The 10,451-nt window shown below is 66.8% G+C and carries 10 protein-coding genes; 6 read left to right on the top strand and 4 right to left on the bottom strand.

Annotated features, from left to right (window positions below; genetic code table 11):
- Positions 1-35: 35 nt before the first annotated feature.
- Genes NKI39_RS14125 through tsaD form a run of 3 tightly spaced genes read right to left on the bottom strand, consistent with a single transcriptional unit; the run spans position 36 to position 2,451 of the window.
- The gene (locus tag NKI39_RS14125) at positions 36-332 is read right to left on the bottom strand and encodes a YciI-like protein (protein ID WP_352470768.1); all 297 of its coding nucleotides are present in this window, start codon (positions 330-332) and stop codon (positions 36-38) included.
- Between the two features lie 26 nt (positions 333-358).
- Positions 359-1,369, bottom strand: a complete 1,011-nt coding sequence (locus tag NKI39_RS14130; RefSeq protein WP_352540854.1) for an NAD(P)H-dependent glycerol-3-phosphate dehydrogenase — start codon at positions 1,367-1,369, stop codon at positions 359-361.
- Positions 1,366-2,451 carry a tRNA (adenosine(37)-N6)-threonylcarbamoyltransferase complex transferase subunit TsaD gene (gene tsaD, locus NKI39_RS14135; RefSeq protein ID WP_352540951.1) on the bottom strand — a complete coding sequence of 362 codons (1,086 nt, stop codon included), beginning with the start codon at positions 2,449-2,451 and terminating at the stop codon, positions 1,366-1,368. The genes NKI39_RS14130 and tsaD overlap by 4 nt, the downstream gene beginning before the upstream one ends.
- Positions 2,452-2,545: 94 nt before the next feature.
- On the opposite strand from tsaD, the gene hemC reads away from it, so the two are divergent.
- From hemC to NKI39_RS14165, 6 genes are all read left to right on the top strand, one after another.
- The gene (hemC, locus tag NKI39_RS14140; protein ID WP_352540855.1) at positions 2,546-3,472 is read left to right on the top strand and encodes a hydroxymethylbilane synthase; all 927 of its coding nucleotides are present in this window, start codon (positions 2,546-2,548) and stop codon (positions 3,470-3,472) included.
- Between the two features lies 1 nt (position 3,473).
- The gene (locus NKI39_RS14145) at positions 3,474-4,187 is read left to right on the top strand and encodes a uroporphyrinogen-III synthase (protein WP_352832414.1); all 714 of its coding nucleotides are present in this window, start codon (positions 3,474-3,476) and stop codon (positions 4,185-4,187) included.
- A gap of 324 nt (positions 4,188-4,511) precedes the next feature.
- Positions 4,512-6,002 carry a COG4223 family protein gene (locus NKI39_RS14150; protein WP_352832417.1) on the top strand — a complete coding sequence of 497 codons (1,491 nt, stop codon included), beginning with the start codon at positions 4,512-4,514 and terminating at the stop codon, positions 6,000-6,002.
- An 8-nt stretch (positions 6,003-6,010) separates the two neighbouring features.
- Positions 6,011-7,618 (top strand): heme biosynthesis protein HemY, encoded by a 1,608-nt coding sequence (locus NKI39_RS14155; RefSeq protein WP_352683749.1) that lies wholly within the window; start codon positions 6,011-6,013, stop codon positions 7,616-7,618.
- Positions 7,619-7,657: 39 nt separating this feature from the next.
- Positions 7,658-8,137 carry a tellurite resistance TerB family protein gene (locus NKI39_RS14160; protein ID WP_352832420.1) on the top strand — a complete coding sequence of 160 codons (480 nt, stop codon included), beginning with the start codon at positions 7,658-7,660 and terminating at the stop codon, positions 8,135-8,137.
- An 18-nt stretch (positions 8,138-8,155) separates the two neighbouring features.
- On the top strand, positions 8,156-8,872 hold the full coding sequence (locus tag NKI39_RS14165; RefSeq protein ID WP_352832422.1) for a glutamine amidotransferase: 717 nt from the start codon (positions 8,156-8,158) through the stop codon (positions 8,870-8,872).
- Here NKI39_RS14165 and NKI39_RS14170 read toward each other — a convergent pair whose 3' ends face one another.
- Positions 8,873-10,114, bottom strand: coding sequence for an MFS transporter (locus NKI39_RS14170; protein ID WP_352832425.1), 1,242 nt, complete (start codon positions 10,112-10,114; stop codon positions 8,873-8,875).
- Between the last annotated feature and the right edge of the window lie 337 nt (positions 10,115-10,451).

Here is a 10,451-nt window from a genome sequence, read left to right on the forward strand (position 1 = left end):
CCGGCAGGCGGATGAGGGGCAGGGCGAACGAACGATCATTCACTCACAGGTTTGTTGAAGCTCCAGTTCCATTGCCGGATTTCGACGCTTTCGAACAGCCCCGCCTTGGTATAGGGATCCGCCGCCGACAGCGCTTTTGCCGCCGCCAGATCGGGCGCCTCGACAACGACGAGGCTGCCGTCCGGCTTGCCGTCGGCGTCGAGGAAAGGGCCGGCGAAACCCAGTTTCTTGTCGCCGTTCAGCCCTTCCAGAAAGGCAATGTGCTCGGGCCGCGTGTCGAGCCGCACCTGCAGGCTTCCTGGCTTGTCCTTGCAAATCAACGCAAACAGCATCTTTCCATCTCCGCAATCGTTCGCGATTACATGTCGGTTTCGGTCTTGAGTGGCCTTGTCATCAACGCCGACACAGCCTGGTCTATAGTTATGGTGCCGTCCAGTATGGCGGCGACGGCGGCGATGATCGGCGCGTCGATCTGGCGCTCGCCGGCGATGCGGGCGGCGATTGCCGCCGTCGGCACGCCTTCGGCCAAAGGCAAGCCGACAAGCGGCTTGCCTTGCCCCAGCGCCAGCCCATAGGCGAAATTGCGCGACTGCGCGGACGAGCAGGTGAGCAGCAGGTCGCCGAGGCCGGAAAGCCCCATCAACGTCTCCGGCCTGGCGCCAAAGGCGGCGCCGATGCGGCGCAATTCGACGAAGCCGCGCGTCACCATCGCCGCCTGGGCGCTGGCACCGAGCCCGGCGCCGGTGACGGCACCCGCGGCAATTGCAAAGACGTTCTTCAGCGCGCCGCCGATCTCGACGCCGATCAGGTCGTCGCTCGAATAACAGCGCAGATTTTCCGCCGAAAAGCGGGCGGCAAGGTCGGTGGCCAGAGCCTCGTCGCGGGCGGCGACCACGACGGCCGTCGGCAGGCCCCTGGCGACGTCGGTGGCAAAGCTTGGGCCGGACAAAGCGGCGACCGGATTTGCCGGCAGTATTTCCTCGGTGATGGACGACAGCAGCGCGCCGGTGTCGCGCTCGATGCCCTTGGCGCAGAGGACCAGCGGGACGCCTTTCGGCATATGGCTGGACGCGGCCGTCAGCATAATCCGCAACGATTGCGCCGGCGCTACCGCCAGAACGCAGTCGGCACCGTCGAGCGCCGCCTCGATGTCGCTCGTCGCCACGATGCCGGGATCGAGCGCAATGCCCGGCAGATAGCGCGGATTTTCGCCACGGTCGACCGCCGCGACGGTCTCCGGGTCGCGCGCATAGAGGCGGACGAAATGACCGGCGCGCAGCGTGGCCAGCGCCAGCGCCGTGCCCCAGGCGCCGCCGCCGAGCACGGCGACGCGCCAGCCGCTTGGCGCCTTGTGCTCGCTGCCGGTCATGCCTTGGCCCCACGCCGGCCCGAGCCGACCATCGGGGCCGAGACGCTGTCCAGCGGCCAGCGCGAGCGCGGCACGAAATCGGCGGCGTTTTCACCTGATATGCCGGCGCGCAAGCGCTCGATGCCGGCCCAGGCGATCATCGCCGCATTGTCGGTGCAGAGGTTGAGCGGCGGCGCGACGAAGCTGAACCCGGCCTGCTCGCACAGGCCCTGCAATGTCGCCTTGATGGTCCGATTGGCGGCGACGCCGCCGGCGACAACCAATGCAGGCTCGGCCTTGTCCGGGAATTGCTGACGGAACCGGGTCAGCGCCCGCGCAACACGGTCGCCCAGCGCATCCGCGACCGCCGCCTGGAACGAGGCGCAGATATCGGCGACATCCTGGTCGCTCAGCGGGGCAATCGCGGTTGCCGCCTGGCGCACCGCGGTCTTGAGGCCGGAGAAGGAAAAATCGGGCTGCACGGAGCCCTTCATCGGGCGCGGAAAGGCGAAACGCGTCGCGTCACCGGTTGCCGCCGCCTTCTCGACATTCGGTCCGCCCGGATAGGGCAGGCCGAGCATCTTGGCCGTCTTGTCGAAGGCTTCGCCAAGCGCGTCGTCGATCGTCGTCGCCCAGCGCTGGTAGTCGCCGACGCCGCGCACGGCGACGATCTGGGTATGGCCGCCGGAGACCAGCAGCAAGAGGTAGGGAAAGTCGAGCCCGTCGGTCAGCCTGGCCGTCAGCGCGTGGCCTTCGAGATGGTTGATGGCGATCAGCGGTTTTTTTGCTGCCGCGGCGATTGCTTTGGCCGTCATCAGGCCGACGATCAGCCCGCCGACAAGACCGGGGCCGGCGGTGGCGGCAATCGCATCGATGTCGGCGAGCTCGACGCCGGAATCGGCCAGCGCTGCCTCGATGATGCCGTCGAGCGCCTCGACATGGGCGCGCGCGGCGATCTCCGGCACGACGCCGCCGAAAGCAGCATGCTCCTCGATCTGGCTGAGCACGATGTTCGACAGGATTTGCGGCGTGCTGCGACCGTCCAGCGCCACCACGCTGGCGGCGGTCTCGTCGCAACTCGTCTCGATGCCCAGAACGCGGATCAATTCGTCGCTGTCCTCGATGATTGTGCAACCGGCCTTTCCCCGATAGGAGAAAGCCCGAAAACCTGCCGGGGGTTATCACGGACGACGCGTCATGCAAACAACCTTGAGAATCGGAACACGCGGCAGCCCGCTGGCGCTGGCGCAGGCGCATGAAACGCAGGCGCGGCTGATGGCGGCGCACGGCATGCCGGCGGAAGCTTTCGAGGTGGTCGTCATCTCGACCACCGGCGACCGCATCCAGGACCGGCCGCTGTCGGAAGCCGGCGGCAAGGGCCTGTTCACCAAGGAGATCGAGGAGGCGCTGCTGGCGCGCCGCATCGACATCGCCGTGCATTCGTCGAAGGACATGCCGACGCTGTTGCCCGAGGGGCTCGAACTGTCCGCGTTCCTGCCGCGCGAGGACGCGCGCGATGCCTTCATCGGCAAGGCGGCGCGAACGATTGCCGGCCTGCCGCAAGGCGCCAGGGTCGGTTCGTCGTCGCTGCGGCGCCAGGCGCTGATCCGGCGGATGCGGCCGGACATCGAGGTGGTGATGTTTCGCGGCAATGTGCAGACGCGGCTGCGCAAGCTCGACGACGGCATCGCCGATGGCACAATCCTCGCCTATGCCGGGCTGAAGCGGCTCGGGCTCGAAGACGTCGTCACCGACCTGATGCCGCTCGAGGTCTTTCCGCCGGCGCCGGGGCAAGGCGCGATCTGCATCGAAAGCCGCATCGGAGACCGCGACGTGGAACAGATGCTGGCAGCGATCCACGACGGGCCGACCGGCGAGGCGCTGGCCTGCGAGCGCGCCTTCCTGGCGGCGCTCGACGGGTCCTGCCGCACGCCGATCGCCGGACATGCGACGATATCGGGCGGAACGGTTTCCTTTGCCGGGCTGATCATCTCGCCCGATGGCACGCAGTCGCATGAAGTCAGGCTGCAAGGGCCGGCGCAGGAGGCGGCGCGCATTGGCGCGGACGCCGCGGCGACCGTTCGGGCCAAGGCCGGCGAAACATTCTTCGATGGCTGGACCTGACATGCTCCGCGTCCTTGTGACGAGGCCCGAACCGGGCGCGTCGCGCACGGGGCGCCGGCTTGCGGATGCCGGCTTTCAGCCGATCCTGCTGCCATTGACCGGAACCGTGACGCTGCCGGTCGATGCCGGCGCGCTCGCTGACGCCGCGGCGGTCGCGGTCACCAGCGCCAATGCCGTTCGCCATGCGCCGAAAGAGGTCATCGCGGCGTTCGCCGGCTTGCCGTGCCACGCCGTCGGCAGGAAGACGGCGGAAGCCGCCCGCGCTGCCGGGTTTCTGTCGGTCAGCGAAGGCCCGGGCAATGCCGAGGCGCTGGCCGATGCGCTTGCTGGCGCTTACGCGGGGCAGACGATCGTCTATCTCTGCGGGCGGGTGCGATTTCCCGGCTTCGAGGAAGGGCTGTTGGCGTCGGGCGTTCAGGTCCGCGCCGTCGAGACCTACGACACCGTTGTCCTGGATTACTCCGACGAGGCCGTTCTTGCGCGCCTGTCCGCCCGGCCGGTCGAGGCGGTGCTGCTCTATTCGGCCAAGGCGGCAAAAGCGATGCAGGCCCTGGCTAGCCGGCCGGCGCTGCGTAGCCTTTTTCAGGACACGCGCTGTTTCGCGCTGTCGGGACGCATTGCCGCGGCCTTGGGCGATGTCGCTGGCGAAAGGATACGGATTGCGCTCGAGCCCAGCGAAGATGCCTTGCTGGGACTTTTGCAGGCGCCGCGCTGATGGCATTAGCGGCGGCTCTGTGCCGTGCTTGAAGGGCGGCGCCAAACGCAGGCGATTGCCCTCGGGCACATTTTGTTCTTGCTTTGTGCCGGCAGCTATGCTAGTAATTTGGTTATGGTGCCAATTGGCTCCAACGACCCGCCCGCCGAGGCGGGTTTTTTGTGTGCCGAGCATGGGCCTTGGCTTGAAACGCGGATTCGGCCCTGCGGCGTTTTGCCAAAACTGAACTCCAAGCCGTGGCGTCATCACGCCGCCCCTTTTCACCGCTTGGTGATGTGCTAGACCCTTTCAACCATCCCGAAGCGAATTTTGCGGAGCCCGAGCATGGTCAAGACGCCGAAGATGCGGCATTCCAAGAGCCGCCGTGAGCCGGTGACCATCGAGCTTGAGCCTGGCGCCGTCTCGCGAGTCGCCGACAAACAGGATGCCGTGACCTCGCAGACCGACGAGGCGCGGGCCGAGGAAGCGGCGAACGCCTCGCAGCCGGAGCCACCTGAAGAGCCGGTGCATGCGGACCAGACCGATCTCGAGCCATGGGAACATGCCGACGCAGCCGCGCCGGCCGGCACGCAAGAGCCGGCGGACGCCGGCGTCGATTCTGCCACGGAAGCGGAAACCCCTTATCCCGCCGGTTCGGATGCGCCGGCCGGGCGCTCCGCGGTTTCCGATTACAGTTTCGAAGATGCATCCAGCGGAACCGGGGCCAACGAACCGAGGATCCCAGGTTCCGGTGAGAAGACAGCTGAGACGAGGGACGACCATATGGCAGCGCAGTCGAAGCGAAGCGGCATCAACGGCATCGCCGCCGGTATTATCGGCGGCGTCATCGCCCTCGCCGCGGCCGGCGGGCTGCAATTTGCCGGCCTGCTCGGTGCGCCGGGGTCGGGCGGCGTGTCGCTCGACGCGGTCAATGGTGAGATCGTTTCGCTGAAACGCGAGGTCGCGGACCTCAGACAGGCCGGCGCCAACAATGACGCATCGGCCAAGGTGGACGGGCTGTCGTCGGCGCTGGATCAGGTCAGGGCGGACGTCGCGGCGTTGAAGTCGGCGGTCGAGCAAGGCGGTGCCGGCGACAATGCCGGCCTGGCAGCACTTGGCGACAAGGTAAGGGAGATCGAGACGGCGGTTGCGGCCCTCGGCAAAGCCGGCGGTACGGCGCCGGTCGATCTCGGCCCGCTCAACGACAGGCTGGCCGCGCTCGATGCGCTGGTGAAATCGGCCGGCGAGACGACAAAGGCGCAGGACAGCCGGCTTGCGGCCCTGGAACAGTCGGTTTCACAGATCTCGAGCAAGGTCGATGCACAGGCTTCGCAGCCGAAGATCGCACTGGCCATTGCCGCTTCGGCGCTCAAGGCAGCGCTCGACCGTGGTGCACCGTTCGCCGCCGAGCTCGAAACCTTTGCCGCGATCTCACCCGATGCACCCGAGATTGCGACGTTGCGCACCTATGCCGAAAAGGGCGTCCCGATGCGCTCCGAGATCGCCGCCGAAGCGGACGGCGCCGCCAACGCGATGGTCGCTGCCGCAACTCCCATCGACCAGAATGCCGGCATCCTGCAGAAGCTGCTGTCCAGCGCCGAATCGCTCGTCAAGGTCAGGCCGATCGGCGCCGTCGAAGGCACCGGCGTCCCGGAAACCGTCGCTCGCATGGAGGTCGCGGTCAACCAGGGCGACTACGCCAAGGCGCTCAGCGAATATGAAACCCTGCCTGAGGCGGCCAAGGCCGCCGGCGCCGACTTTGCCGGCAAGTTGAAAGCGCGGATGGAGGTCGAGACGCAGATCGATTCGCTCATCGCCGGCGCGATGAAGGCGTGAGGAACCCGATGATCCGCATCCTCGCCTTCCTTGCCGTCGTCTTTGCGCTCGGGCTCGGCTTCGCCTGGCTGGCCGACCGGCCGGGCGAAATGCTCGTCACCTTCAATGGCTATCAATACCAGGTCAGCCTGATGGTCGCGGCGGTGGCGGTCGTTGCCGTGGTTGCCGCGGTGATGATCGTCTGGTGGCTGATCAAGGCGCTGTGGAACAGCCCCTATACGATCTCGCGCTATTTCCGCGTGCGTCGCCGCGACCGCGGCTACCAGGCGCTGTCGACCGGGATGATCGCCGCCGGCGCCGGTGACGGCGCGCTCGCCCGCAAGAAGACCAAGGAAGCGGCAAAGCTGATCCGCTCCGATCAGGAGCCACTGATCCAGCTGCTCGACGCGCAGGCCTCGCTGCTCGAAGGCGACCATGAAGGCGCCCGCGAAAAGTTCGAGACCATGCTCGATGATCCCGAAATGCGGCTGCTCGGCCTGCGCGGGCTTTATCTCGAGGCCGAGCGGCTCGGCGACCGCAACGCAGCCCGCCACTATGCCGGCCGTGCCGCGGCGGTAGCGCCGCAACTGGCCTGGGCGGCCGAATCGACGCTGGAAGACCTGACCGGACGCGGCGACTGGGATGGCGCGCTGAAACTGGTCGATGCCCAGAAGTCGACCCGGCAGATCGAGCGTGACGCCGCCAACCGCCGCCGCGCCGTGCTGCTGACCGCCAAGGCGCAGGCGCTGATCGACAGCGATGCCAATGCCGCAAGGGCGGCGGCGCTCGAAGCCAACCGGCTGCGGCCGGATTTTGCACCGGCGGCGGTCGTCGCGGCGAAATTGCTGTTTAGGCAGAACGACGTGCGCAAAGGCTCGAAAATCCTCGAGGCGGGGTGGAAGGCCGAGCCGCATCCGGAGATCGCCGAGCTCTACACCCATGCCAGGCCGGGCGATGCCGTGCTCGACCGGCTGAACCGGGCAAAGAAGCTGCAGGAGCTGAAGAAGAACCATGCCGAGTCCTCGCTTGCCGTGGCGCGCGCCGCGCTGGATGCGCAGGATTTTTCAACCGCCCGCCGGGAGGCGGAAGCCGCGATCCGCATGGATCGCCGCGAAGGCGCCTATCTGCTGCTGGCCGATATCGAGGAGGCCGAGACCGGCGACCAGGGCAAGGTGCGGCAGTTGCTGTCGAAGGCGGTGAGAGCGCCGCGCGACCCGGCCTGGGTTGCCGATGGTGTCGTCTCCGAACGCTGGGCTCCGGTATCGCCGATCACCGGCAGGCTCGATGCATTCGAATGGCGGGCGCCGATGGAGCGGCTCGGGCAGTTGATCGACGGTCATGAGGATACGCCGGAGGCGCCGGTGCCGGCCATCGCGGCTCCAGCCGGGCCGGTACAGGAAAGAGCCGGGACGATCGAGCACACGGCGGAGACACCGGGCACAGCGACCGAGGAAAAGACGGACGACCGTGCCGGCGAGGATCATGTGACACCAATCACCGCGGCGGCGTTTGCCCAAGTGCCGGAAGATGCCGAGGCAGTCGAGCCGGCGCAGGAGCTGACGCGGCTGCCCGACGACCCCGGCGTCGATCCAGACGACGCAGCGGATAAATCGACGCGCCGGTTTCGTTTATTCTGATCAGGGTCGAGTGGACCCGGGCTTATTGGGAATGATTTGATGTTCGAACGCGTTTTGTCGTTTCTAAGGGATCTGCCGTCCGGTGGTGGCGCCAGCCCCAGCGCCGACGATCCGCGCATTGCCGCGTCCGCCCTGCTTTTCCACGTGATGAACGCCGACGGGGTGCGCCAGGATAGCGAATGGGAACGGTTCAAGAAGGTGCTGGCGGAAAGCTACTCGATCAGCGGCGACGAACTCGACGCGTTGGCGGCTGCCGGCGAGCGGGCCGACAATGAGGCGATCGACCTCTACGCTTTCACCAGCGTGCTCAAGCGCCATCTCGACGCCGAGGCGCGAAAGGCCTTCATCGGCCTGATGTGGGAGATCGTCTATGCCGATGGCGAGCTGCACGAGCTCGAGGACAATACCGTGTGGCGGGTCGCCGAGCTGATCGGCGTCGAACGTCGCGACCGTGTCGAGGCGCGCCTCAAGGCGGCCGCCGCGGTTCCTGGTGCTGCCGGAACCTCAAGCGACGAATAGACAGGATCCCGCCTTCCAATGCCGCCCAAGCCAAGTCCGAGACCAAAGATCCTGATCGTGCTGCATCAGGAGCATTCGAGCCCCGGACGGGTCGGCCATATGCTTATCGAGGAAGGCTTCGATCTCGACATCCGCCGACCGCCGCTCGGCGAGGCCTTGCCGCAGACGCTGGATGGCCATGCCGGCGCCGTGGTGTTCGGCGGGCCGATGAGCGCCAATGACGGCGACGAGTTCGTCCGCCGCGAGACCGACTGGCTCAAAATTCCGCTCAACGAGAACCGGCCGCTGCTTGGCATCTGCCTCGGCGCGCAAATGCTGGTCAAGCATCTCGGCGGCAGGGTCGAGGGCCATGGCGAGGGCCTCGTCGAAATCGGCTGGTATCCGCTGAAGGCGACCGAAGCGGGCAGCAGGCTGATGTATTGGCCGGAGATGGTCTATCAGTTCCATCGCGAAGGGTTTTCGCTGCCGAAGGACGCGACGCTATTAGCGACGGCCGAAACCTATCCCAACCAGGCCTTCCGCTATGGCGACAATGCCTGGGGCATCCAGTTCCATGGCGAATTGACCCGGGCGATGATGCAGCGCTGGGTGGTGCGCGGCGCGCACCGCTTCGAACTGCCCGGCGCGCAGCCCGGCCGCGACCATCTCGGCGGCCGGCTGATCTGGGACATGCACCTCAAGCGCTGGCTCGGCGAGTTCCTGCCGATGATTTTCGGCAAGCCGGCGCTGCGGTAATCAGTTTCGCCCCCTGAGATGACGCACCTTGCGCAGCTGCGGGAACAGCACCGCCCATAGGCCGGCAACAGCGATCGCCCCGACACCCCCGACCACCACGGCCGGAACCGTGCCGATCAACGCCGCCATCGTACCGGCGCGGAATTCGCCGAGCTCATTGGAAGCGCCGACAAAAACCTGGTTGACAGCGTTGACGCGGCCGCGAACGTCGTCCGGCGTCCACAGCTGGATCAGCGTCTCGCGGATATAGACGCTGAACATGTCGGTGGCGCCGAGCAGCGCAAGGGCCGCAATCGACAGCCAGGCGATGGTCGAGAGGCCGAACAGAACCGTGAACGCGCCGAACAGCGCGACGAAGCCGAGCATGACAAGGCCGGCATGGTTGCGGATCGGGTGTCCGGCCAGCCAGATGGCGACGCAGATGGCGCCGACGCCGGGCGCCGAGCGCAACAGGCCGAGCCCCCATGGGCCGAGTTCGAGGATATCGCGCGCGTAGACCGGCAGCAGCGCCGAGGCGCCGGACAGGAGCACCGCAAACAGATCGAGCGAAATCGCACCGAGCACGATCTTTTCGCTCCAGATATAGCCGAAGCCGGCGAACAGGGTCTGTACCGTCGGCCTGTCGGTCCGGCTGCGCTGGGCAGGCTTCGGGATGGTGAAGATCAGCACGGCGGCAACCAGCATCAGCACGGCGGCGGTGGTGTAGGCGGCTTCGGCTGAAAGCCCGTAGAGCAGGCCGCCGGCGACCGGCCCGACGATGGTTGCCGTCTGCCAGGCGGACGAGTTCCAGGCGATGGCGTTGGCGAAATCCTCGGGCGGCACCAGATTGGCGAACAGCGATGAGGAGGCCGGCCCGAAGAAGGCGCGCGCGATGCCGAACATGGCGAGCACGATGAAGACCGGCATCGGCCCGGAGAGGCCGCGTAGCGTCAGCAGCAGCAGGGCCAAGGCGCAGCCCGCCTCGACCAGCACCGCCAGCGCCATGATCAGACGGCGCCCGAAACGATCGGCAACGTCGCCGGTGACCAGCACCAGCAGCAGCGAAGGCAGGAACTGGACGATGCCGACAAGGCCGAGGTCGAACGGGTCGCGGGTCAGATCGTAGATCTGCCAGCCGACGGCGACCGACACGATCTGGGTGGAGAATGTCGAAAGGAAGCGCGCCGCCCAGTAGCTCAGGAACGGCCGATGGCGAAAGGCGGCATAGCGCTGGTCGGATGGTACTTGGGATTCTGTGGTCATGGAATAAGGCCCCGTGGCGGCTATGTCGGCCGGCGGGGCACTTCCACGATGGGCGCTGGTCCGGCCAACAAAGCCTTTAGCGCAGTTCGGCGCAGGGCGCGCGCAAAAATCCGGCGTGGCTCCAGCTTTTTTCAGGCTGCCATACCAATTGCAGGCGGCAACCACGCTCGGCGGAGATGGAGAGGGTTATTTGGCGCGCAGGTCGAGTTCCTTCGCGCCCCCCTCTGTCCTGCCGGACATCTCCCCCTCAAGGGCAGGGCTATCGCATTTGGATTCTTACGAAGATGGACCCCCACCCTAACCCTCCCCACAAGGGGGAGGGAATGCTGCCGCGCGC

This window comes from Mesorhizobium sp. M0664, from assembly GCF_040320565.1.
GTDB lineage: Bacteria > Pseudomonadota > Alphaproteobacteria > Rhizobiales > Rhizobiaceae > Mesorhizobium.

Bases quoted from the DNA above. Each gene is read 5' to 3' on its own strand.
- NKI39_RS14125 (WP_352470768.1), bottom strand. From the start codon at position 332: ATGCTGTTTGCGTTGATTTGCAAGGACAAGCCAGGAAGCCTGCAGGTG.
- NKI39_RS14130 (WP_352540854.1), bottom strand. From the start codon at position 1,369: ATGACCGGCAGCGAGCACAAGGCGCCAAGCGGCTGGCGCGTCGCCGTG.
- hemC (WP_352540855.1), top strand. From the start codon at position 2,546: ATGCAAACAACCTTGAGAATCGGAACACGCGGCAGCCCGCTGGCGCTG.
- NKI39_RS14145 (WP_352832414.1), top strand. From the start codon at position 3,474: ATGCTCCGCGTCCTTGTGACGAGGCCCGAACCGGGCGCGTCGCGCACG.
- NKI39_RS14150 (WP_352832417.1), top strand. From the start codon at position 4,512: ATGGTCAAGACGCCGAAGATGCGGCATTCCAAGAGCCGCCGTGAGCCG.
- NKI39_RS14155 (WP_352683749.1), top strand. From the start codon at position 6,011: ATGATCCGCATCCTCGCCTTCCTTGCCGTCGTCTTTGCGCTCGGGCTC.
- NKI39_RS14160 (WP_352832420.1), top strand. From the start codon at position 7,658: ATGTTCGAACGCGTTTTGTCGTTTCTAAGGGATCTGCCGTCCGGTGGT.
- NKI39_RS14165 (WP_352832422.1), top strand. From the start codon at position 8,156: ATGCCGCCCAAGCCAAGTCCGAGACCAAAGATCCTGATCGTGCTGCAT.
- NKI39_RS14170 (WP_352832425.1), bottom strand. From the start codon at position 10,114: ATGACCACAGAATCCCAAGTACCATCCGACCAGCGCTATGCCGCCTTT.